At 73.8% G+C, this 23,337-nt stretch carries 20 protein-coding genes; 14 read left to right on the top strand and 6 right to left on the bottom strand.

Annotated features, from left to right (window positions below):
- Positions 1-3 precede the first annotated feature (3 nt).
- From IG05_RS0112155 to IG05_RS0112130, 6 genes are all read left to right on the top strand, one after another.
- A complete protein-coding gene (locus IG05_RS0112155) occupies positions 4-1,851 on the top strand; it encodes an acetyl/propionyl/methylcrotonyl-CoA carboxylase subunit alpha (protein ID WP_030341864.1) in 1,848 nt (615 codons plus the stop codon).
- Positions 1,852-1,858: 7 nt separating this feature from the next.
- Positions 1,859-3,019 carry an acyl-CoA dehydrogenase family protein gene (locus tag IG05_RS0112150; RefSeq protein WP_030341863.1) on the top strand — a complete coding sequence of 387 codons (1,161 nt, stop codon included), beginning with the start codon at positions 1,859-1,861 and terminating at the stop codon, positions 3,017-3,019.
- Positions 3,020-3,042: 23 nt separating this feature from the next.
- A complete protein-coding gene (locus IG05_RS0112145) occupies positions 3,043-4,611 on the top strand; it encodes a 4-coumarate--CoA ligase family protein (RefSeq protein WP_030341861.1) in 1,569 nt (522 codons plus the stop codon).
- A complete protein-coding gene (locus IG05_RS0112140) occupies positions 4,608-5,354 on the top strand; it encodes an enoyl-CoA hydratase family protein (protein ID WP_030341859.1) in 747 nt (248 codons plus the stop codon). The genes IG05_RS0112145 and IG05_RS0112140 overlap by 4 nt, the downstream gene beginning before the upstream one ends.
- Positions 5,342-5,947: a TetR/AcrR family transcriptional regulator gene (locus IG05_RS0112135; RefSeq protein WP_030341858.1), complete on the top strand. Its 606-nt coding sequence runs from the start codon at positions 5,342-5,344 to the stop codon at positions 5,945-5,947. Before IG05_RS0112140 ends, IG05_RS0112135 begins: the two co-directional genes overlap by 13 nt.
- A 214-nt stretch (positions 5,948-6,161) precedes the next feature.
- A complete protein-coding gene (locus IG05_RS0112130; protein WP_030341856.1) occupies positions 6,162-7,187 on the top strand; it encodes an isopenicillin N synthase family dioxygenase in 1,026 nt (341 codons plus the stop codon).
- 112 nt (positions 7,188-7,299) lie between these two features.
- Here IG05_RS0112130 and IG05_RS0112125 read toward each other — a convergent pair whose 3' ends face one another.
- Positions 7,300-8,400 (bottom strand): citrate synthase 2, encoded by a 1,101-nt coding sequence (locus tag IG05_RS0112125; RefSeq protein ID WP_030341854.1) that lies wholly within the window; start codon positions 8,398-8,400, stop codon positions 7,300-7,302.
- A 176-nt stretch (positions 8,401-8,576) separates the two neighbouring features.
- On the opposite strand from IG05_RS0112125, the gene pdxH reads away from it, so the two are divergent.
- Positions 8,577-9,263, top strand: coding sequence for a pyridoxamine 5'-phosphate oxidase (pdxH, locus tag IG05_RS0112120; RefSeq protein WP_030341853.1), 687 nt, complete (start codon positions 8,577-8,579; stop codon positions 9,261-9,263).
- Positions 9,264-9,625: 362 nt separating this feature from the next.
- Complete coding sequence (locus tag IG05_RS0112115) at positions 9,626-11,020, top strand: PAS domain-containing protein (RefSeq protein ID WP_030341851.1); 1,395 nt, start codon at positions 9,626-9,628, stop codon at positions 11,018-11,020.
- Between the two features lie 15 nt (positions 11,021-11,035).
- On the opposite strand, the gene IG05_RS0112110 is transcribed toward IG05_RS0112115, so the two are convergent.
- A complete protein-coding gene (locus IG05_RS0112110) occupies positions 11,036-11,791 on the bottom strand; it encodes an SIS domain-containing protein (protein ID WP_030341849.1) in 756 nt (251 codons plus the stop codon).
- A gap of 248 nt (positions 11,792-12,039) precedes the next feature.
- Here IG05_RS0112110 and IG05_RS0112105 point away from each other — a divergent pair, with 248 nt between their 5' ends.
- Positions 12,040-12,732, top strand: coding sequence for a metal-dependent transcriptional regulator (locus IG05_RS0112105; protein WP_030341848.1), 693 nt, complete (start codon positions 12,040-12,042; stop codon positions 12,730-12,732).
- A 285-nt stretch (positions 12,733-13,017) separates the two neighbouring features.
- A complete protein-coding gene (locus IG05_RS0112100) occupies positions 13,018-13,908 on the top strand; it encodes an alpha/beta fold hydrolase (RefSeq protein ID WP_030341846.1) in 891 nt (296 codons plus the stop codon).
- A gap of 189 nt (positions 13,909-14,097) precedes the next feature.
- Here the strand turns inward: IG05_RS0112100 and IG05_RS0112095 are convergent, their stop codons facing one another.
- On the bottom strand, positions 14,098-14,763 hold the full coding sequence (locus IG05_RS0112095) for a bifunctional DNA primase/polymerase (protein WP_030341844.1): 666 nt from the start codon (positions 14,761-14,763) through the stop codon (positions 14,098-14,100).
- 295 nt (positions 14,764-15,058) lie between these two features.
- On the opposite strand from IG05_RS0112095, the gene IG05_RS0112090 reads away from it, so the two are divergent.
- Positions 15,059-16,444, top strand: coding sequence for a hypothetical protein (locus IG05_RS0112090; RefSeq protein WP_030341842.1), 1,386 nt, complete (start codon positions 15,059-15,061; stop codon positions 16,442-16,444).
- A 200-nt stretch (positions 16,445-16,644) separates the two neighbouring features.
- The gene (locus IG05_RS0112085; protein ID WP_030341840.1) at positions 16,645-18,297 is read left to right on the top strand and encodes a hypothetical protein; all 1,653 of its coding nucleotides are present in this window, start codon (positions 16,645-16,647) and stop codon (positions 18,295-18,297) included.
- A gap of 40 nt (positions 18,298-18,337) precedes the next feature.
- Here the strand turns inward: IG05_RS0112085 and IG05_RS0112080 are convergent, their stop codons facing one another.
- Positions 18,338-19,663 (bottom strand): ABC transporter substrate-binding protein, encoded by a 1,326-nt coding sequence (locus IG05_RS0112080; RefSeq protein WP_030341834.1) that lies wholly within the window; start codon positions 19,661-19,663, stop codon positions 18,338-18,340.
- 117 nt (positions 19,664-19,780) lie between these two features.
- On the opposite strand from IG05_RS0112080, the gene IG05_RS0112075 reads away from it, so the two are divergent.
- Together IG05_RS0112075 and purU are read left to right on the top strand one after the other, a co-directional pair.
- Complete coding sequence (locus tag IG05_RS0112075; protein WP_063760080.1) at positions 19,781-20,281, top strand: SCO4402 family protein; 501 nt, start codon at positions 19,781-19,783, stop codon at positions 20,279-20,281.
- Positions 20,282-20,327: 46 nt separating this feature from the next.
- The gene (gene purU, locus IG05_RS0112070; RefSeq protein WP_030341831.1) at positions 20,328-21,212 is read left to right on the top strand and encodes a formyltetrahydrofolate deformylase; all 885 of its coding nucleotides are present in this window, start codon (positions 20,328-20,330) and stop codon (positions 21,210-21,212) included.
- A gap of 99 nt (positions 21,213-21,311) precedes the next feature.
- On the opposite strand, the gene IG05_RS0112065 is transcribed toward purU, so the two are convergent.
- A complete protein-coding gene (locus IG05_RS0112065) occupies positions 21,312-22,682 on the bottom strand; it encodes a maleylpyruvate isomerase N-terminal domain-containing protein (protein WP_420707590.1) in 1,371 nt (456 codons plus the stop codon).
- Positions 22,664-23,221, bottom strand: a complete 558-nt coding sequence (locus IG05_RS0112060; RefSeq protein ID WP_030341827.1) for a sigma-70 family RNA polymerase sigma factor — start codon at positions 23,219-23,221, stop codon at positions 22,664-22,666. The genes IG05_RS0112065 and IG05_RS0112060 overlap by 19 nt, the downstream gene beginning before the upstream one ends.
- Positions 23,222-23,337 lie beyond the last annotated feature (116 nt).

The raw sequence follows: 23,337 nt of genomic DNA, 5'->3' as shown, positions 1-23,337 counted from the left end.
CACATGATCTCCAGCGTGCTCGTCGCCAACCGGGGCGAGATCGCCTGCCGCGTCTTCCGCACCTGCGCCGGCCTCGGCATCCGCACGGTCGCCGTGCACTCCGACGCCGACGGCAACGCGCTCCACACGCGCCTGGCCGACACGGCGGTACGGCTGCCGGGCGCGGCACCCGCGGAGACCTACCTGCGCGGCGACCTCATCGTGAAGGCGGCCCTCGCCGCCGGCGCCGACGCCGTCCACCCCGGGTACGGCTTCCTCTCCGAGAACCCCGGCTTCGCCCGCGCCGTCCTCGACGCCGGCCTGGTCTGGATCGGCCCGCCCCCGCGGGCCATCGAGGCCATGGCGTCCAAGACCCGCGCCAAGAAGCTGCTGGGCATCGAGCCCCTGCACGAGGTGACCGAGGCCGACCTGCCGGTGCTGGTGAAGGCGGCGGCGGGCGGCGGCGGGCGCGGGATGCGGATCGTGCGCCGCCTGGCGGAGCTGCCGGCCGCGCTGGAGGGCGCGCGCGCCGAGGCCGCGAGCGCCTTCGGCGACGGCGAGGTGTTCGTGGAGCCGTACCTCGAACACGGCCGCCACGTCGAGGTGCAGATCCTCGCCGACACCCACGGCACCGTCTGGCCGCTCGGCACCCGCGACTGCTCCCTCCAGCGCCGCCACCAGAAGGTGATCGAGGAGGCGCCGGCGCCCGGACTCACCCCGGCGCTCGCGGACGAGCTGCGCACGCTGGCCGTACGCGCCGCCCGCGCTGTCTCCTACACCGGCGCCGGCACCGTCGAGTTCCTCGTCGCCGACGGCCGCGCCCACTTCCTGGAGATGAACACCCGCCTCCAGGTGGAACACCCCGTCACCGAGGCGGTGTTCGGCCTCGACCTGGTCGCGGAACAGATCCGGATCGCCGAGGGCCACGCCCTCGGGACCGAGCCCCCGCACGCGCGGGGCCACGCGGTCGAGGCCCGGCTCTACGCCGAGGACCCCGCCCGCGACTGGGCCCCCCAGACCGGCACCCTGCACCGCCTCGCCGTACCGGCGGGCGTCCGCCTGGACACCGGCTACGCCGACGGCGACACCATCGGCGTCCACTACGACCCGATGCTCGCCAAGGTCGTCGCGCACGCCCCCACGCGCGCGGAGGCGATCCGCAGGCTCGCCGGCGCCCTGGAGTCCGCCGCGGTCCACGGCCCGGTCACCAACCGCGACCTGCTGGTGCGCTCCCTGCGGCACCCGGAGTTCACGGCCGCCCGCACGGACACCGGCTTCTACGACCGCCACCTCGGCGAACTCACCGAGCCCGCCCACGACCCCCACGCACCCCTGGCCGCCGCCCTCGCCGACGCCCACGGCCGCTCCCGCTTCGGCGGCTGGCGCAACGTCCCCGCACAGCCGCAGGTGAAGCGGTACGAGATGGCGGGGGAGGAGCACGAGGTCCGCTACCGGCACACCCGGGACGGCCTCGCGGCGGACGGGGTCCGGGTCGTCCACGCCGACGCGCGTCTCGTCGTCCTCGAAGTCGACGGCGTGCAGCGCAGGTACGAGGTGGCCCGGTACGGCGACCAGGTCCACGTGGGCGCCACCCGCCTCACCGCCCTGCCCCGCTTCCCCGACCCCGCCGCCCAGCTCGCCCCGGGATCCCTGCTCGCGCCGATGCCCGGCACGGTCGTACGCGTCGCCGAGGGGCTGACCGAAGGGGCAACGGTTCAGGCCGGTCAGGGACTCGTCTGGCTGGAGGCGATGAAGATGCAGCACGTGATCTCGGCGCCGACGACCGGAACGCTCACCGCCCTGCACGCCGAACCGGGCGGGCAGGTGGAGCCCGGCGCGTTGCTGGCAGTAGTGCAGGAAACCTCTTCCTAGGAGCCCCATGACCGCCGTCATCGAATCCGAAGAGCACAAGGCCCTGCGTTCCGCGGTAGCCGCCCTCGGCAGGCGCTACGGCCGCGCGTACCTCACCCGTACCGTCGCCGAGGGCAGGCCCCCCGCCGAACTCTGGTCGGAGGCGGGGAAACTCGGCTACCTCGGCGTCAGCCTCCCCGAGGAGCACGGGGGCGGCGGCGGAGGCATAGCGGATCTCGCCATCGTGCTCGAAGAACTGGGCGCCGCGGGCTCCCCCCTGCTCATGCTGGTCGTCTCCCCGGCCATCTGCGGCACCGTGATCTCCCGCTTCGGCACGGAGGACCAGAAGCGGACCTGGCTCCCCGGAATCGCCGACGGAACCCGGCTCATGGCCTTCGGCATCACCGAACCCGACGCCGGCTCCAACAGCCACCGCATCACCACCACCGCCCGCCGGGACGGCACCGACTGGCTGCTCACCGGCCGCAAGGTGTTCATCTCCGGGGTCGACATGGCCGACGCCGTCCTGATCGTCGGCCGCACCGAGGACGCCCGCACCGGCAGCCTCAAACCCTGCCTGTTCATCGTGCCGACGGACGCCGAAGGCTTCCTCAAGCGGCCCATCGACATGGAACTGAGCGCCGCGGAGAAACAGTTCGAACTGGTCCTGGACGACGTACGGCTCCCCGCCGACGCGCTGGTGGGCGACGAGGACGCGGGACTGCTCCAGCTGTTCGCCGGACTGAACCCCGAGCGGATCATGACGGCCGCGTTCGCGATCGGCATGGGCCGGTACGCTCTGTCCAAGGCCGTCGAGTACGCCCGCGACCGCACGGTGTGGAAGGCCCCCATCGGCGCCCACCAGGCCATCGCCCACCCCCTCGCGCAGGCCCACATCGACCTGGAACTGGCCCGGCTGATGACCCAGAAGGCGGCGCACCTCTACGACTCCGGTGACGACATCGGCGCGGGCGAGGCCGCCAACATGGCCAAGTACGCGGCCGCGGAGGCCTGCGTGAAGGCCGTCGACCAGGCCGTGCACACCCTCGGCGGCAACGGGCTCACCCGGGAATTCGGGCTCGCCTCGCTGATAACGGCCGCGCGCGTGGCTCGTATCGCCCCGGTGAGCCGGGAGATGATTCTCAACTACGTCTCCCACCAGACCCTGGGCCTGCCCAAGTCCTACTGAGACGGCCCGCGCGAGGAGGAACCGTGTTCCGCAGCGAGTACGCAGACGTTCCGCCCGTAGAACTCCCCATCCACGAGGCCGTCCTGGGCCACGCCGCCGCCTTCGGCGACCGGCCCGCCCTCATCGACGGCACGGACGGCACCACCCTCACGTACGAGCAGGTGGACCGGTTCCACCGGCGCCTGGCCGCCGCCCTCGCCGACACCGGCGTCCGCAAGGGCGACGTCCTCGCCCTGCACAGCCCCAACACGATCGCCTTCCCGACCGCCTTCTACGCGGCCACGCGCGCGGGCGCCGCCGTCACCACCGTGCACCCGCTCGCCACCGCCGAGGAGTTCGCCAGACAGCTCGGCGACAGCGGCGCGCGCTGGATCGTCACCGTCTCCCCGCTGCTGGCCACCGCCCGCCGGGCCGCCGGCATCGCGGGCGGCGTACGGGAGATCCTCGTCTGCGACAGCGCGCCCGGCCACCGCTCGCTGACCGACCTGCTCGCCACCACCGCCCCCGAACCGGAGCCCGGCATCGACCCGGCCGAGGACATCGCGGCGCTGCCGTACTCCTCCGGCACCACCGGCACCCCCAAGGGCGTCATGCTCACCCACCGGCAGATCGCCACCAACCTCGCCCAGCTGGAACCCGCCGTCCCCGCCGGACCCGGCGACCGCATCCTCGCCGTCCTGCCCTTCTTCCACATCTACGGCCTCACCGCCCTGATGAACGCCCCCCTGCGCAAGGGCGCCACCGTCGTCGTCCTGCCGCGCTTCGATCTGGAGACCTTCCTCGCCGCGATCGAGAAGCACCGCATCACCGGCCTGTACGTCGCCCCGCCGATCGTCCTCGCCCTCGCCAAGCACCCGGCGGTCAGCCGCTACGACCTCTCCTCGCTGCGGTACGTCATCAGCGCCGCCGCCCCGCTGGACGCCCGGCTCGCCCTCGCCTGTGCCGCACGCCTCGGCCTGCCCCCGATCGGCCAGGCCTACGGCATGACCGAACTGTCCCCCGGCACCCACGTCGTCCCCCTGGACCGGCTCCACGACGCCCCCGCCGGCACGGTCGGCCGGCTCATCGCCGGCACCGAGATGCGGATCGTCTCCCTCGACGACCCCGGCAAGGACCTCGGCACCGGCGAACCCGGCGAGATCCTCATCCGCGGCCCCCAGGTGATGAAGGGCTACCTCGGCCGCCCCGACGCCACCGCCGCCCTGATCGACGCCGACGGCTGGCTGCACACCGGGGACGTCGGACACGTCGACGCCGACGGCTGGCTGTTCGTCGTCGACCGCGTCAAGGAACTGATCAAGTACAAGGGCTTCCAGGTGGCCCCCGCCGAACTGGAGGCCCTCCTGCTCACCCACCCCGGCATCGCCGACGCCGCCGTCATCGGCGCCCGCGACGACGACGGCAACGAGATCCCGCACGCCCACGTCGTCCGCCACCCCACCGCCGGCGACCTCACCGAGAACGACATCCTGCTCTACGTCGCCGAACGCGTCGCCCCCTACAAACGCGTCCGCCGGATCACCTTCACCGACACCGTCCCGCGCGCCGCCTCCGGGAAGATCCTGCGCCGGCAGCTCAGGGAGCACCCATGACCGACCCGGCCCCGCTGATCGGCCGCACGCACACCCGTGCCGTCCACACCCTCAGCCTCGACGCCACCGGCACCCGCAACGCCCTGTCCGCGGCACTCGTCACCGAACTCGCCGACGCCCTCACCGACTGCGGCAAGGACCCGGACGTACGGGCCGTGGTCCTCACCCACACCGGTACGACGTTCTGCGCCGGCGCCGACCTGCGCGACCCGCCCCAGCCCGACGCCCTGGTGGCCCTGCTCCGGCAGATCGTCGAGCTGCCCAGACCGGTCCTCGCCCGGGTCACCGGCCACGTCCGCGCCGGCGGCCTCGGCCTGCTCGCCGCCTGCGACATCGCCGCCGCCTCCACCGACGCCACCTTCGCCTTCACCGAGGTACGCATCGGCGTCGCGCCCGCCGTGATCTCCCTGCCGGTGATCCCGCGCGCCGACCCCCGCGCCCTGGCCCGCTACTACCTCACCGGCGAACGCTTCGGCCCCGCCGAGGCCGTGACCCTGGGCCTGCTGACGACGGCCGCGGACGACGTCGACACCGCCCTCGCCCCCGTCCTCGACGGCCTGCGCCGCTCCGCCCCCCAGGCCCTGGCCGAGACGAAACGGCTGCTCACGGCTAGGGTGCTGGAGACATTCGACCGGGACGCGGCCGAGCTGACCGCGCTCTCGGCCCGGCTGTTCGCCTCCCCCCAGGCCCGGGAGGGGATGACGGCCTTCCTGGAAAGACGTGATGCGGCATGGGTGGTGTGAGTACGACCGAACGCGACCGCGTTCCCAAGCAGGACCGCAGCCGGGCCACCCGGCAGCGGCTCCTGGAGGCCGCCGTGGCCTGCCTCGCCGAACACGGCTGGGCCGGCTCCACGGTCGCCGCCGTCGCCGAACGCGCCGGCGTCTCCCGGGGCGCCGCCCAGCACCACTTCCCGACCCGCGAGGACCTCTTCACCGCCGCCGTCGAGTACGTCTCCGAGGAACGCTCCCGCGCCCTGCGCGCCCTCTTCCCGGACGGCCCCGCCGACCGCCGCGCCGTCGTCGCGGCCCTGGTCGACCTCTACACCGGCCCCCTCTTCCGCGCCGCCCTGCACCTGTGGGTCGCCGCCTGTGACGAGGACCAGCTGCGCCCGCGCGTCACCGAGCTGGAGGCCCGCGTCGGCCGCGAGACCCACCGCATCGCCGTCGAACTCCTCGGCGCCGACGAGTCCCGCCCCGGCGTCCGCGAAACCGTCCAGGGCCTCCTCGACATGGCCCGCGGTCTCGGCCTCGCCAACCTGCTCACCGACGACACCGCCCGCCGCACACGCGTCGTCGGCCAGTGGGCGGCCCTGCTCGACGCATCACTGGGCTGAGGGAGCAGTCCCGGGGGCGCGTTACCCTTGGCCCATGCTTCCGATGCTCGTCCGCCGCCGCCACGTGGACTACGTGCGCGTCACGAGCATGGGCTGTCGTCACCTCTCCGCCTGACCAGCCCCCCGCAGCACCCTTCTTCTTCCTTTTTCCGGCACCCGGGGGCCCGCCCTACCCCCGGCGGCCACCCGTGCCCCGTACACCCGCGGACGCATCATGACCACGCACACAGCGACGTCGTACCACCAGCTCCCGATCATCGACCTGTCGGCCGCCGACCGCGGCCCCCAGGCCCGGTCCCTGCTCCACGCGCAGCTGCACAGCGCCGCCCACGACGTGGGCTTCTTCCAGCTCGTCGGCCACGGCGTCACCCCGGCCGAGACCGACGCGCTGCTCACCGCCATGCGTGCCTTCTTCGCCCTCCCCGAGACCGACCGGCTCGCCCTCGACAACGTCGGCTCCCCGCACTTCCGCGGCTACACCCGCACCGGTGACGAGCGCACCGGCGGCACCCGCGACTGGCGCGACCAGCTCGACATCGGCGCCGAACGCCCCGCCCGGACCCCCGGCCCCGGCGAACCCCCCTACTGGTGGCTCCAGGGCCCCAACCAGTGGCCGGCCGCCCTCCCCGAACTCCGCACGGCCGCCCTCGCCTGGATCGACCGGCTGAGCCAGGTCGCCCACCGCCTCCTGCACGAACTCCTGACCGCCATCGGCGCCCCCGCCGACTTCTACGACCCGGTCTTCGGCCCGCACGCCCACCCGCACCTCAAGCTCGTCCGCTACCCCGGCAGCGCGGCCGACGGCACCGGCCAGGGCGTCGGCGCCCACAAGGACTACGGCTTCCTGACCCTGCTCCTGCAGGACACGGTCGGCGGCCTCCAGGTCCAGCGCGAGGACGGCCGCTTCCACGACGTACCGCCCATCGAGGGCGCGTTCGTCGTCAACCTCGGCGAACTCCTGGAGGTGGCGACCAACGGCTACCTGCTCGCCACCAACCACCGCGTGGTCAGCCCGCCCGGCGCGACCGAACGCTTCTCGGTCCCGTTCTTCTACAACCCCCGCCTCGACGCGAGGATCGCTCCGCTCCCCTTCCCGCACGCGTCGGCCGCCCCCGGCATCACCACGGACCCGACGAACCCCCTGTACGCCGAGTACGGTTACAACGAACTCAAGGGCAAACTCAGGGCCCACCCGCTGGTGGCGCGGCGGCACCACGGGAGCCTTCTGACACCGGCGTGAGCAGCCGGCCCGAAGGGGCGCGGGGCCGTACCCCCATGCGGCTCCGCCGCGCGGGCGCGGCCGGCCCGGCCACAACCGGCCCGCGGCCGCCCGCGCTCCTGAGCCACCCCTCTCAGTGGGCGGCCTCCCCGTACCCCTCGATGTCCTGAGGCCGCCGCGGCCCCGGCCCCACATACCGCGCCGACGGCCGCACGAGCCGCCCCGTCCGCTTCTGCTCAAGGATGTGCGCCGACCACCCTGCGGTCCTCGCGCACGTGAACATCGACGTGAACATGTGCGCCGGCACCTCGGCGAAGTCGAGCATGATCGCCGCCCAGAACTCCACGTTCGTGGCCAGCACCCGGTCCGGCCGCCGGTTGTGCAGCTCCTCCAGCGCGGCCTTCTCCAGCGCCTCGGCCACCTCGAACCGCGGAGCACCCAGCTCCCGCGCCGTACGCCGCAGCACCCGCGCCCGCGGGTCCTCCGCCCGGTACACCCGGTGCCCGAAGCCCATCAGCCGCTCACCGCGGTCCAGGGTCTGCTTCACGTACGCCTCCGCGTCCCCCGTGCGCTCGATCTCCTCGATCATCCCGAGCACCCGCGACGGCGCACCGCCGTGCAGCGGTCCGGACATCGCGCCCACCGCGCCCGACAGCGCGGCGGCCACGTCCGCACCCGTGGACGCGATGACCCGCGCGGTGAACGTGGAGGCGTTCATGCCGTGTTCGGCGGCGGAGGTCCAGTAGGCGTCCACGGCCGCGACGTGCTTGGGATCCGGCTCCCCGCGCCACCGGATCATGAACCGCTCCACCACCGAGCCCGCCTTGTCGATCTCCCGCTGCGGCACCATGGGCAGCCCCTGCCCGCGCGCGGACTGGGCGACGTACGACAGGGCCATCACGGCGGCGCGCGCCAGGTCCGCGCGGGCCTGCCGCTCGTCGATGTCGAGCAGCGGGCGCAGGCCCCAGACGGGCGCCAGCATGGCGAGCGCCGACTGCACGTCCACGCGGATGTCACCGGAGTGCACGGGGATCGGGAACGGCTCCGCGGGCGGCAGGCCGGGGTTGAAGGCGCCGTCGACCAGCAGCCCCCACACGTTCCCGAACGAGACGTGCCCGACCAGGTCCTCGATGTCGACGCCCCGGTAGCGCAGGGCGCCGCCCTCCTTGTCCGGTTCGGCGATCTCCGTCTCGAACGCGACGACTCCTTCGAGCCCGGGTACGAAATCGGACATCAGGCGGCTCCTCGTGATGTGTGGGCGGCGGTCACCCCGGTGATGCCCCGATCTGCCGGTGGTCACCCGTGGTCAACCCGACCGCAAAGGGAGCTGAACGATAACCCCCGGTGCCATGGTTGGGGAGACCACACGACACCCGGTGCCATACCCGTTCGATACGGCAGGATGACCGCGTGACCGACTGCGACCCGCTTCTGGATCCCGTCCTCGACCCCGCCGCCATGCGCAAGCAGTACCGGGCCGACGGCCTCGCCGAAGAGGACCTCGCCACCCATCCCATGGACCAGTTCGCCCGCTGGTTCGAGGATGCCGCCCGGGCGGCCCTGCACGGCACGCTCTACGAACCCAACGCGATGATCGTCTCCACGGCGGACGCCACCGGCCGCCCCAGCTCCCGCACGGTGCTGATGAAGCAGTACGACACCGAGGGCTTCGTCTTCTTCACCAACTACGACTCCCGCAAGGGCCGCGACCTCGCGGAGAACCCGCACGTCTCGCTGCTCTTCCCGTGGCACCCGCTGGCCCGCCAGGTCATCGTCACCGGCACCGCCCGGCGCACCGGCCGCGACGAGACCGCCGCCTACTTCCGCACCCGCCCGCACGGCTCCCAGCTGGGCGCCTGGGCCAGCGCCCAGTCCACGGTGATCGCCTCCCGCAGCGAACTAGACACGTCCTACGCCGAACTCGCCGCCCGCTACCCCGAGGGCGAGCAGGTCCCGGTCCCGCCGCACTGGGGCGGCTTCCGCATCACCCCGGAGACCATCGAGTTCTGGCAGGGCCGCGAGAACCGTCTCCACGACCGTCTGCGCTACGTCGCCCGCCCCGACGGCACCTGGCGGGCCGAACGTCTCAGCCCCTGAACACGCAGACGACCCGCGGGCTGGGTTCCTCAAGGAGGAGCCGGCCGGACGTACCGGCAGCCCGCGGGTCGGGTGACTGCTTGGGATTGGCCGGCTGCACGCATCTGTCGCGTGCTGGTCCGGCACCGCACATGGTGTGGGGACGGGCCGCTAGCCCGCAGCCACCTCACGCGTCCGGTATTCACACATCTGCCGAACCACCTCCCTTCTCGTGTACCCGACACCTTAGGAAGCCGGCGGGGAGGGCTCAACTGTTTTTCTTGCGGGAACAGTATGTGGGGTGGGTCACGTTCCAGTTGAATGAGGACCAGTGAGCGAACCGAGCGCAGCGCGTGCGCGGACGCGGCTTCCAGGGGGTCCAGGTGAGTGCTTCGCGGCGGAGTGGGACCACGGACGAGCTGGGGCCGGACGAGCCCGGTGAGCCCGGTGGATCCGACCTGCTCGCCGCGCTGCTGGACGGCATGGACGCGGCCCTGTGCGCCTTCGACGCCGACGGGGTCGTGACCCACTGGAACCGGGAGGCGGAGCGGATCCTGGGGTGGACGGCCGCCGAGGCCGTCGGGCGGCACGGGTTCGCCGGCTGGGCGGTGCGCAGCGCCGACGCCGAGGACGTGCAGGCCCGTCTGATGTCGGCGATGCACGCGCCGGGCCGGCAGGTGCACGAGTTCGCGCTGGTCACCAAGGACGGCGGGCGGGTGCTCGTACGGACCCAGTCGGCCGCCGTGCGGGGACCCGACGGGAAGCCCGCCGGGGTGTACTGCGCGTTCAGCGAGGTGCACGCGCAGATCGATCTGGAGCGGTCGATCGCGCTGAGCGAGGCGCTGTTCGAGGACGCGTCCTGGGGGGTCGTCCTGGTCGACGCCGATCTGCGGCCCGCCCTGGTGAACGCGCACGCGGCCCGGGCGCTGGGAGTGGGCCGTACGTCCGTGCTGGGGCGTCCGCTGGGCGAGCTGCTCGCCCAGGGGGTGGAGGAGCTGGAGGCCGCGCTGACCCACGTCCTCGGCGAGGGCGCGCCGCCCGCGCCCGCCGAGATGTGGGTGACCGTCCGCGGCCCGGAGGGCGAGCGGCGGCGCTGCTGGCGCAGCGGGTTCCTGCGGCTGGCCTCGCCGCTGGCCGAGGAGCCGGTGCCGCTCGGGGTGGGCTGGGTGTTCGAGGACGTCACCGAGGCCAAGCAGGGTGAGCAGGAGGCGGCCCTGCTGCGGTTCCGGACGAGCCAGCTGCACCGCGCGGCCCGGGCCGCGGCCGAGTGCGAGGACCCGGCGGAGGCGGCCACCGTCCACCTGGACTTCGCCCTCGCCGGCTTCGCCGACCACGCCCTGGTCGACCGGGTGGCGGGCGGCCCGCGCGCGGAGGGCGAGGGCGCCCCGGGCCCGGTCCGGCTGGTCCGGCTCGCCGCCACGCCGGCCGGGGCACCGGGGCCGAGCCTGCTCACGGGCGCGGCCGGGCTGCCCGTGCGCTACCCGGAGGGGCATCCGGCGCTGCGGTGCGTGGAGCGGGCCGGGTCGGTGCGCGCGGACGCGGGGCCGGTGCCGGCCGAGCGGGCGCGGGAGTGGGCGCTGGAGCGGCAGTGGCCCGACGACGCGGTGCACGCGCTGTGCGCGGTGCTGCGCAGCCGGGGGCGCACGCTGGGGGTGGTGACCTTCCTGCGCGCCGCCGGCCGCAGCCGCTTCGAGCGTGCCGACACGGCCTACGCCGAGGACGTGGCCGTACGGATCGCGACGGCGCTGGACCTGGCGGAGGCGGTGCGGGGCCGGTAGTGCCCCGGCGGTGCGTCAGCGGCGGTAGAAGATCCGGTCGCCGTACTCGGTCATCACCCGGGTGTTCCACTCGTGGCCGCCGTCGACGTTGCCGGAGCGCAGCAGCGGGGGTTCGATGCCGCGGTCGGCGAGGGTGGCGGCGGTGGTCGCCAGGACGGCCTGCATCAGGGCGGTGGTGACGACGGTGGAGGCGGGGGCGAACGGTGCCGGGATGGTGTCGAGGGTGAGTTCGGCGTCGCCGACGGCGATCTTCGAGTCGAGGACGATGTCGCAGTGGTCCTTGAGGAAGGTGCCGGAGTCGTGCCGGGAGGTGGTCCCGGTGGCGTACGCCACCGAGGTCACGCCGACGACCCGCACGCCGCGGGCGCGCGCTCCCCGGGCCATTTCCACGGGCAGGGCGTTGCGGCCGGAGAGCGAGATGATCACGAGGGCGTCGCCGGCGCGGACCGGGGAGGTGTCCAGGACGGCGCTCGCGAGGCCGTCGACGCGTTCGAGGGCGGAGCCGAGCGTGGCCGGGGTGACGTCGACGCCGACGACGCCGGGCACGGCGAGCAGGTTCATCAGCGCGAGGCCGCCCGCGCGGTAGACGACGTCCTGGGCGGCCAGCGAGGAGTGCCCGGCGCCGAAGGCGAACAGGCGGCCGCCGGCGGCGACGGTGTCGGCGAGCAGGGTGCCGGCCGCGGTGATCGCCTCGGCCTCCTCGTCGCGGACCCGTTGCAGCAGGCCGATGGCGGCGTCGAAGAACAGGTCGGCAGGCGTGCCGTCGCTCATGCGGTGCCCCTTCGCAGCGTCTGTGTCGCGGATCACGGTGCGGTCTGGACCATCGCGGTGTCAATACGGCCGGGAGCCGGCAGACGCCTCGTGGGCGTGCCCGCGCCTCCGCGGCCGGGAGCGGTGCCGCTTCCCCGGCCGGGGCCCCGTTTCCCCGGTACCGCCCGCTTGTCAGTGGGATCCGGCAGAATTGATGCCAGGGCCAGCGCACGCGGCCGGCGGCCGGCAGAGGTAATCGAGGGGCACGTATGTCCGGACTGATCGACACCACGGAGATGTATCTCCGCACCATCCTCGAACTCGAAGAGGAAGGCGTCGTGCCCATGCGCGCCCGCATCGCGGAGCGGCTGGACCAGAGTGGGCCGACGGTGAGCCAGACGGTGGCGCGGATGGAGCGCGACGGCCTGGTCTCCGTGGCCAGCGACCGGCACCTGGAGCTGACCGACGAGGGCCGCCGGCTGGCGACGCGCGTGATGCGCAAGCACCGCCTGGCGGAGTGTCTGCTGGTGGACGTGATCGGGCTGGAGTGGGAGCAGGTGCACGCGGAGGCGTGCCGCTGGGAGCACGTGATGAGCGAGGCCGTCGAGCGCCGCGTGCTGGAGCTGCTGCGGCACCCCACCGAGTCGCCGTACGGCAACCCGATCCCGGGCCTGGAGGAGCTGGGCGAGAAGGACGGGGCGGACCCGTTCCTGGACGAGAGCATGGTGTCGCTGGCCGACCTGGATCCGGGCTCGGACGGCAAGACGGTCGTCGTCCGCCGCATCGGCGAGCCCATCCAGACGGACGCGCAGCTGATGTACACGCTGCGGCGGGCGGGTGTGCAGCCCGGTTCCGTGGTGAGCGTGACGGAGTCGCCCGGTGGTGTGCTGGTGGGCAGCGGTGGCGAGGCGGCCGAGCTGGAGGCGGACATCGCCTCCCATGTGTTCGTCGCCAAGCGCTGACAGGGAGAGGGCCCCGGCGCCGAGCGGCGCCGGGGCCTGTCCTCCCCTGTGCTGACCCGGAGCCCCGAGCTCTCAAGGTCATCCCCTCGGACCGGCTTTTCCCCGAGCGGTCCGCCTCCTGCCAGAAAGATCCCCTCGGCTGCGGCGATCATTCCTCGGCAGGTGTCACTCGAATGAGGGGTGTTGTCCACGGAGACGCAATTTTCGAATAGGCATTCGATAGCCTGAAGCAGCTGGACGACGAGGCAGGACGAGGCAGGCGGAGCACTGGGGGGTGCCAGGCCGATGGCACGGCGTATCGATGTGACGGGAACGGGCGGGGTGCGCCTGGCCGCCTGGGAGTTCGCCGACCCTCCGAAACCGGAGGCGGAGGCGGAGCCGGACGGTGCGGCGGGGGCGGAGTCCGGCGCCCCGGGAGTGCTGTTACTCCACGGCCTGATGGGCCGCGCCTCGCACTGGGCGTCCACCGCCCGCTGGCTCGCCGGCCGCCACCGGGCCGTGGCGCTCGACCAGCGCGGCCACGGCCGGAGCGACAAGCCTCCCGAGGCCGCCTACACCCGTGAGGCCTACGTAGAGGACGCCGAGGCCGCCGTGGAACAGCTCGGCCTCGCCCCCGTCGTCCTCATCGGCCACGCGATGGGCGCGCTGACCGCCTGGCAGCTCGCCGCCAAGCGCCCCGACCTGGTCCGCGGCCTGGTCATCTGCGACATGCGGGCCTCCGCGCTCGGCGCGGCCTCGCAGCGCGAGTGGGCCGACTGGTTCCGGTCCTGGCCCGTCCCGTTCGCCAGCCTCGCCGACGTCCGCAAGTGGTTCGGCGAGGACGACCCCTGGGTGGAGCGGCCCAGCCCCTCGCGTGGCGCGTTCTACGCCGAGGTGATGCACGAGTGCGAGGACGGCTGGCGCCCGGTCTTCGAGCCGCAGCACATGCTCAGCTCCCGGGAGACGTGGGTCTACGACGCCCACTGGGAGGAGCTGACCCAGGTGCGGTGTCCGGCCCTGGTGGTGCGGGGTGTGGACGGCGAGCTGGGCCGGGCGGAGGCCCAGGAGATGGTGCGGGTGCTGCCGCGCGGGGAGTACGCGGAGGTGCCGGACGCGGGGCACCTCGCCCACTACGACCTGCCGGAGGCTTGGCGGGGGGCCGTGTCGCCGTTCCTTGACGGCCTGCTCGGGGATTGAGTGCCCACTCGTCCGCCGGGTGCTCTTCGTCGGCGTCTGCGGGCACGCGGTGGGTTCCTCGCGCAGTTCCCCGCGCCCCTTGAGCCGGCACACTGCAACGCCCTGAGGGGCGCGGGGGACTGCGCGACCGGCCACGGCGAAGCGGCAGTCGCCGAGGAGACGGAACCCGGCAGACGGGTGGGCGACCGGCTAACGGTCCCGCCCGCACGCATAGGCCAGCGGGGAGATCAGTTCCTCCGCGTCCGGCAGCCAGCGGTTCGCGGGCGTCGGCCGGCAGGCCCACTGCACGGCCCCGCGCGACCCGAACCGCGTGGGCGGCACGGCCACGTACGCGCCCTCGCCCTGGGCCACCAGATCCAGTGACGACAGCGACCACCCGATCTTGCGCACCAGCTCCGGCACCTTCGCACAGGCGCCGGGCAGGACGAAGAAGTGCATCCGCCGGTCCGGGGTCAGGGTGACCGGACCGAGCGTCAGCTCCATCCGCTCCATCCGGGCGAGCGCCAGGAACCCAGCGCTCTCCGGGACGGACAGCGCGTCGAAGGTCCGCCCGGTCGGCAGCAGGATCGACGCCGTCGGCTGCTTCTGCCACATCCGGCGGGCGACGGTCGCGCTGCCGGTCGCCTGGGTCGCCCAGTCGGGGCGCGCGGGGTGCGCACCCGGCGCAGGGCAGGAGGCGTCACCGCACGAGCAGCGCTGCATCCCGTCGACGACATCCAGCCAGGTGCCCGGGAACACGTCCCAGTGCCGCTCCTCGGCGTACCGTACGGCGGTCTCCAACAGCGATTCCCCGCGCTGCTGCGGAATGTGACCGGCCATCTGACTGTCCTGGGCGCCCGCGATCGTCTCTTCCACGCCCCACTCAACTCCCGCACCCACCCTGAGTTACGGCTGTACCGCGCGCGGGGGAGGAGCATCGATTCGGCAGTCGGGGCGCATGGGTGCACGTCCGGGGGCGCGCGGGAGGAGACGGGGCGTGAGACGGGTAGCCAGGGGTGGGGTGGCATTCGTTGTTACCCCGGCAAACCGCACATGTCGCGCATTGACGGTATGTCAGTTGGGCAGTGATCTTCCCGAACGGATCGAACCGGCCGGATCCTCCCGACCGGAATTCCACGCTCCAGGGGATCGCAACGCAGGGGGTAAGCACATGGCCGCAAGGCCTCTCGTGGCGAGGCAGCCGAACGAACGGCTGCAGGCACTCATCCAGGAAGCGGGGTGCTCGAACGCCGGGCTGGCCCGGCGGGTCAACATGTGCGGCGCCGAGCACGGTCTCGACCTGCGCTACGACAAGACGTCCGTGGCCCGCTGGCTCCGCGGGCAGCAGCCACGGGGCCGGGCACCGGCGATCATCGCCGAGGCGCTCGGGCGCAAGCTCGGCCGCACGGTCACGATCGACGAGATCGGCATGGCCAACGGCAAGAACCTCGCCTCGGGCGTGGGTCTCCAGTTCTCGCCGACGGTACTGGGGGCCATCGAGCAGGTCTGCGAGCTGTGGCGCAGCGACGTGGGGCGCCGGGACTTCCTGTCCGGCTCCTCCGTCGCCGCCTCCGCGCTGGTCGAGCCCAGCCGCGACTGGCTGATCTCGGCACCGGACGCCCAGGTGGCCCGGCAGGCGGGCCCGCGCGTGGGCCAGTCCGACGTGGCCGCCGTACGGTCCATGACGCAGGCGCTGGTGGACCTCGACCACCAGTACGGCAGCGGTCACGTGCGCCCGGTCGTCGTGCACTACCTCAACAGCGTCGTCTCCGGACTGCTGGCGGGGTCGTACCGGGAGGCGGTGGGCCGGGAACTCTTCGCGGCGGTCGCGCGGTTGACGGAGCTGGCCGGGTACATGGCCGTCGACACCGGCCAACCGGGCCTCGCCCAGCGGTACTACATCCAGTCGCTGCGGCTCGCGCAGGCCGCCGGGGACCGCGGCTACGGCGGCTACGTCCTCGCCGCCTCCATGAGCCACCTCGCCGCGCAGCTCGGGAACCCGCGGGAGATCGCCCAGTTGGCGCGGGCGGCGCAGGAGGGCGCGCGCGGGCATGTGACCCCGCGCGTGGAGGCGATGTTCCACGCCGCCGAGGCGCGCGGGCACGCCCTGCTCGGCGATGCGCGCGCCGCGCAGGCGGCCGGCGGGCGGGCGGCCGAGGCGATGGGACGGGCGGACGGCGCCGCCGGGAACGACCCGGTGTGGATCAGGCACTTCGACGAGGCCTACCTGGCCGACGAGCTGGCGCACTGCCACCGCGACCTCGGACAGGCCGACCAGGCGGCGCAGTACGCCGAGGAGGCGCTGGCCCGGCACCCGGAGTCCCGGGTCCGCCGGCGCGCCATCGGCTACGTGCTGCTCGCCACGGCCCAGGTGCAGCAGCGGGAGGTCGAGCAGGCCTGCAACACCGGCATGAAGGCCGTGGAGTTGCTGGAGACGCTGCGCTCCAACCGGGGCGCCGAGTACCTGGACGACCTCCAGCAGCGCCTGGAGCCCTTCCGGGACGAGGCGGTGGTGCGGGAGTTCGGCGCGCGCCTCGATCTCCAGCAGGCGGCGTGAACACCGGCCCCGCGGGGGCGTGAACGGGAGGCGAACGGCACCCGGAGTGCGCCGGGTGCCGTGAACAGCGCGTCGCGGGGTGGCCGTGTTACCGCTGTCACAGGGAAGGAGGTCGCGTTCCGAGCTGCGTGGCACGCGGCTCGGGGGACCCGGTAGCGTGAGCCGACGATTCACAAGGTCCCCCATTAGTAGGAGTCCCGGTGACGCAGAGTGGACAGGGCGAGGAGCCCTCGGCGCGGCCCGCGCGCGAAGGCATCGTGCTGCCTTCCGACGGAGGCGAGCCCCTGCTGCCGGGCATGACCGCGACGCCCGCCGGCCCGGCCGGCGGGCAGACCTGGGGTGCCTCCTGGGGCCCCGGGCAGCAGACGCCCCGGCAGGACCAGGACCAGGGCTGGGCCCCGGCCCCGCAGTGGGGCGGCCAGGAGCAGCCCCCGCCCGCCGCGAACCCGGGCCCGCTGCCCCCCGAGGGCGCCCCGGCCTACGGCGGCCAGGCCCCGGCCTACGGCGGCCAGGAGGGCGCGTACGGCGGCCAGGAGGGCGCGTACGGCGGCTACGGCGCCGCCCAGCAGCCGGGCTTCGGCACGCCCGACGCCTACCAGCAGCAGGCCCCGCAGCACCAGCACCAGCACCAGCAGCAGGCGCCGCTGCCGCCCGCCTACCCGGGCGCGGGGGCCCCGCTGCCCCCGACGGCGGACGGCGCCACCCAGTACCTCCCGCCGGTCCCGGCCGGTCCCGCGGACGAGGGCGCCACCCAGTACCTCCCGCCCGTGCAGGCCGCGCCGGCCGACGGCGCCACCCAGTACATCCCCCCGGTCCCGGCCGGCCCCGGCGGCGAGGCGGCCACCCAGTACATACCGCCCGTCGCGGCCGGTGCGCTGCCGCCGGAGTCGGGCGGCGAGGAGACGCGCTACCTCGGCCAGGTGCCCCGGCAGGCCGCGCCCGCGCCCTCCGACGCGGAGGCCACCCAGTACATCCCGCCCTACGCGGCCCAGACGCAGACCCAGCCCCAGGTCCAGGCCCAGGGGGCCGACCGGCAGCCGCCCGCCGAGTTCGACAACCTCTTCCGCGGCGGCCCGGGGGGCGACGGCCCGGCCGGGTCCACCCAGCAGCTCCCGCGCGTGCAGCAGCCGGACGCCTACCCCGGTCCGGCGCAGGCGTCGTACCGCCCGGCGCAGCCGTCGTACGACGCGGGCCCGGACGACGACGGCGGCGGCCGGCGCGGGGGCCGGTCGCGGGTGCCGCTGCTCGTGGCGGCCGGCGTGGGCATCGTCGTGATCGGCGTGGGCGCCGGCGCGCTGCTGAGCGGCGGGGGCGGCAAGGACAAGGGCGGTGCCGACAAGACGGTCGCCGCCGCGTCCCCGGCCACCACCGAGGGCTCCGCCTCGCCGGCCGCCGACCCGGCCCGGCAGCAGGCGGTCGAGCTGGACAAGCTGCTCGCGGACAGCGGCAGCAGCCGGTCCTCGGTGATCCAGGCCGTCGCCGACGTCAAGCGGTGCGACAACCTCGACCAGGCCGCCGGCAACCTGCGGGACGCGGCCGGGCAGCGGGGCGAGCTGGTCACCCGGCTCGGCAAGCTGTCCGTGGACAAGCTGCCGGGCAACGCCGGGCTGACGGCCGCGCTGACCCGGGCCTGGCAGGCGTCGGCCGCGGCCGACAACCACTACGCGGCCTGGGCCGAGCAGGCCAAGAACCGCAAGGTCTGCCACAAGGGGCACGCCCGCACCACCGGGGAGACCCAGGCCGGCAACCGGGAGAGCGGCACCGCCAGCGCGCAGAAGACGAAGGCGGCGGCGCTGTGGAACACCATCGCGCAGAAGTACGGCCTGACCCGGCGCCAGCCCACCCAGCTCTGACCGGCCGGCCGGCAAGGACGGACCCCGCCCGCGGGGTCCGTCACGGCACGTCCGCGTTCTGCAGGGTCGCGGTCATGTCGGCGATGCCGTCGGCGCCGCCGATGCCCCGGCGGGCCGCGACCAGCTTGCCGTCCCGCACCACCTGGAGGGTGACGTCGGCGTTGACCAGCCGCGGGAAGCCGACGGCGGCGAGCCTGCCCTCGTAGGGCCAGCGCAGGGTCGGGGTGAGCCCGCCGGTGGAGACCCGCAGGCCGTCGTCGAGGGTGTGGCGCACGGTGTCGGCGCTCACCTCCCCGGCGCCGATCCTCTCCAGGACGGCCCTGAGCACGGTGTAGGCGATCCACGTGGTCTGCACACCGGCGTCCGCGGGGTCGATGCGGTTGTCGCCGAAGGCCTCCTCGTTGATCACCTTCTTCATCGCGTCCCACCGCGGGTCGGAGGCGACCGGGTACCAGCCGGTGATGTACGCCCCCTCGTACGGCCCCGTCGCCCCGCCCGTCGCGTTGATCACGGTCTGGTCGACGCTGCCGAGCACGGTGGCCGTGCGCACGTCGGGGAAGTTCGCCCGGGCCCGCCGGAAGGAGTCCATGAAGGTGTCCGTGCGGTCCCCGAGCGCGGGCACCACGCAGCCCTTCCTGGTCGCGTCCCCGGTGGCGTACCGCAGTGCCTGCTCGGCCTGGCCGCCGTACTCGGTGGCGTCCTCGGCGGCGAGCTGGTCGGCGGCGTCCGGGTGCCTGCCCGACTTCAGCCCCGAATCCAGCATCGCGGGCAGTTCGTCGCCGGCGATGCTGTCGGGGCGGACCAGGGCGACGTGGCCGCACTCGGCGGCGAGGGCCCTGCCGAGGCCGGCCAGCAGGGCGGGCTGGCCGCCGTTGACCGGGTAGGACATGGCGCCGGTGAACTCGTCGTTCGTGACGCCGTAACCGCCGATGTAGGGGATGCCGGCGCCTTCCAGCGGGGCGAGGTAGGAGTCGCCGAACTGGCTGTAGGAGCCGACGACCGCGACCACGTTCTCGGCCGCCGCGCGCCGGGCGCACTTGGCGGCGCCCACGCTGTCGTTGTGGTCGTTGCAGGTGAGCACCTCAAGCCTGCGGCCGTCGACGCCGCCGTGGGAGTTGACCCACTTCGCGTAGGCGCGGGCCATCGCGGGCATGCCCGGCTTGTTGGTCGCGTCGGTGTCCTGCGGCGCCCAGGTCATCACCTTGACCGGGTCGTCCCCGGAGCCCCCCGTGGCTCCGGGGACGACCCCGCAGGCGGCGGTGAGCGACGCACAGAGGGCCACCGCGCCCGCCGCGAGGGCGGTGGCTCTGACGGGGCGGGGAAGGGCGGGGAAGGGGGTACTGCGCGTGCGTCGCCTGCCGGTCATGCACACGCACGATTCCCTCACAGCACTAACCTGGAAGTGACCTTCGGTCGCCGGAAGGTGACGCAGAGGTGAATTACCGGGGCAGGTGATGCTTCCGCGGCGGGGAACGTACGATCGATGACCGTGCAAGGTTCGGAGAACACTTCCCGTCGCGGCCGTCGCTCCTCCACCATGGGCGGCATGCCCCTGAACGACATGCCGTGGTGGCGGTGGCGCAGCAACGTGCGCTCGGCGCTGCACATGCTCTCCGACCCGGTGTTCCAGCGGGACGTCTGGCTGGCCGGCGCGGACGGCTACGGCGACGTCACGGACGCCGTGTACCGGCTGGTGGAGGACACCTGGCTGGACAACTGGTCGGCCGAGAAGTACGTCGGCACCATATTCCGGGACTCGCAGGAGGCGGCGCTCGTCGACACCGCCGTGCTGCGGGTGCTGCGGATCATGCACCAGGTCGGCCCGGACGCGCCGGTCGCCGTGTACATGGAGCACCCCGGCTGGCCGGACGCGGTGCGGGCGGCGCGGGACGCGCACGTGCGCATGTCGGTGAGCGACGGGGAGGACCCGGACGCGGCGCCGAAGAGCCTGGAGGTGCTGCGGATCCTCACGAGGTCCGCGTAGCGGACGGCGGCCCGCGCGGGGGAACCGGTGTGGGACCCTGTGGTGCATGACCGATCAGTCCGCCACTTCCGCCGCCGCACCGGCCGACCAGTACGTCCTCACGCTCTCCTGCCCGGACAAAAAGGGCATCGTGCACGCCGTGTCCAGCTATCTGTTCATGACCGGCTGCAACATCGAGGACAGCCAGCAGTTCGGCGACCACGACACGGGACTGTTCTTCATGCGAGTCCACTTCTCGGCCGAGGCGCCGGTGACGGTGGACAAGCTGCGGGCGAGCTTCGCCGCGATCGGTGACTCCTTCCACATGGACTGGCAGATCCACCGGGCCGACCAGAAGATGCGCATCCTGCTCATGGTCAGCAAGTTCGGGCACTGCCTGAACGACCTGCTGTTCCGGGCGCGGATCGGCGCGCTGCCGGTGGAGATCGTGGCTGTGGTGTCAAACCACACCGACTTCGAGGAGCTCGTGGGCTCCTACAACATCCCCTTCCACCACATTCCGGTGACGAAGGACACCAAGGCGGAGTCCGAGGCCAGGCTGCTGGAGATCGTGCGCGAGGAGGGGGTCGAGCTGGTCGTGCTCGCCCGCTACATGCAGGTGCTCTCGGACGACCTGTGCAAGCAGCTGAGCGGCCGGATCATCAACATCCACCACTCGTTCCTGCCGAGCTTCAAGGGCGCGAAGCCGTACCACCAGGCGCACGCGCGGGGCGTGAAGCTGATCGGGGCGACGGCGCACTACGTCACCGCCGACCTCGACGAGGGGCCGATCATCGAGCAGGAGGTCGAGCGGGTCGGGCACGGTGTGACGCCGGACCAGCTGGTGGCCATCGGGCGCGACGTGGAGTGCCAGGCGCTGGCGCGGGCGGTGAAGTGGCATGCGGAGCGCCGCATCCTGCTCAACGGGCGCCGCACGGTGGTGTTCGCCTAGCAGCTCGGAGGGGCTCGGGCCGTCCGGCGGGCGCGGGCGCGTGAGGGTCGTCCGCTCGGTTCTCCGCGCCCCCTTCGGACGCCTGGCCCCGCCCCTCGCTCACATCCGGCTGAGCGAGGCGACCGCGAGCAGGACGTCCCCGATCGCCTCCCGGTCGCCGACCTGACCGGCCGCCGCCTCCGCCGGCGGCACATGGCCCGCCGCGAGCCGGCAGAACTCCACGCCGTCCAGCGCGACATGGGCCACCTCCAGGTCCGCGGAGCCGCGGGCCGCCGGTGAGTCCAGGGGGATCAGCCACTCGCCTCCGCCCGAGCCCTCGATCTCCAGACGCAGGCTGCGGCCGGGCGCGCCGGCCGGGACCAGGTGCGGGGTGTGGTGGCCCGGCGCGGACAGGCCCGCGCGGCGGCGCCCGGCCAGCACCGTCGGCAGCACCCGGACCGCGAGGTCGATCATCCGGTTCAGGTGCCGCGGCGCCGGCGGCTCGTACGGGTAGTCCACCGCGTCCGCGATGTCCTCGGCGTGCACCCAGCACTCGAAGGCGCGGTCCAGCATCGCGTCGTGCAGCGGCAGCGCGAAGTCGCCGTACGACACCTCGAGTCCGCCCGCCTGGCCGCCGGTGAAGGACACCGTGCGCACCAGGCTGTGGCTCTGCTCCCGCCACGGTCCCCGCACCGAGCGCGTCGGCGGGAAGTGCGAGGCCCGCCAGTAGGCCTCCGTCCGCCCGGCCGGCCCGGTGGCCCCCCGGTCCGCCGCGCCGGGGACGCCGGCCAGCGGATCCGCCAGGCCGAGCGCCGTGGCGACCATGCCGTCCACCGACAGCAGGTGCGCGATCACCCCGGCGACCGTCGTACGACGGCTGGTCGGCGCGTCAGCCTCGAACCAGCGCAGCCGCACGGGCGCATGCCATTCCGCATCCCCGAAGTCCTGGAGCAGTGCGTCCAGCCGCGCGGTCTCCGCGTCGTAGGGCGCCGCCCAGCCGGGCACCGGGATGCGCGGCGGCCGGCGGCTCAGGCAGCTCTCCAGGACGCGGGTGCGCAGCCCGGGATCGAGGTCCAGGCTCTCCGGCTGGTGCAGCAGGCCGACCGCCTCGCGCAGCCGGCGGGCCTCGTCGGCGCAGCTGCCGCAGTCGCCCAGGTGGTGTTCGACGGCCGCCGTCTCCGCCGTGGAGCAGGCGGCCAGCGCCCAGGCGCCGAGCAGCGACTTCAGGACGTCGTGCGAGAGGTCGAGCGGCACGGGTGCGAGGTCCCCCAGGTCGGCGAGGTCGGGCAGCGGGAGCCCGCTGTCCTCCACGGATGCGCGGGGCGTGGGTATGCGCGGGGCCGGTGCCGGGCCGGGGCCGCCGGCCCCGCGCGGGACGTCCCCCGCGCCGCCGCCGGTTCCGCCTGCCCCACGGCCGTCACGCCCGCCGTGTGCGCCGCGTCCGTCGTGTGAGCCGAACCGGTCCGCCCCGTTCACACCGCACCCCGGTATCCCGGCGGGGTGCCGGCGTCGTGGGCGGTGGACAGGAGCTGGAGGCCGAGGCGGAGCCGGCGGCGGGCCTCGTCCTCGGTGACGCCGAGGTCGGCCGCGGTCTGGCGGTAGTCGCGGCGCTGGAAGTAGGCCAGGTCCAGGGCGGCGCGCAGCGGGGCCGGCATGGAGTGGACGATGTAGTCGGCGCGGGCGGCGACGGAGGCGCGCCGGACCGTGCTCTCCCGTTCCTCGTGCCGTGGCTGCTCCCGTTCCTCCCGGTCCCGCAGCCGCTGTACGGCGACCTGGTGGGTGACGGCGGCGACCCAGGAGCGCAGCGTGCCCTGCTTGGGGTCGTAGATCTCGGGGTGTTCCCAGACGTGGGCGAAGACCTCGCGGGTGACGGCGTCGGCGGCCTGCTCGTCGCCGAGGACGCGGTGGGCGAGACTGTGCACCAGGGAGGCGAAGCGGTCGTACAGCTCGCCCAGCGCGGCTGCCTCGCCGCGGGCCAGCCGCTGCTGCATCTTGCGGTCCCAGCGGGGCGGTACGTCCTTCCCGGCCATGCGGTCCCCTCCCCTCACCCTGTCCGGTCCGTCCAGCCTGTCGGTCCTGCCCTCTCGAATGTAGTCGGCACGTCCGACGGTGCACGCCCCTTTGTGTCAATGTGCGCCCCCGGAAG

It is taken from the genome of Streptomyces sp. NRRL S-1022, assembly GCF_000720135.1.
GTDB lineage: Bacteria > Actinomycetota > Actinomycetes > Streptomycetales > Streptomycetaceae > Streptomyces.
The sequence above is the reverse complement of the archived record's forward strand: the minus strand, read 5'-3'. Positions and strand labels throughout refer to the sequence as shown.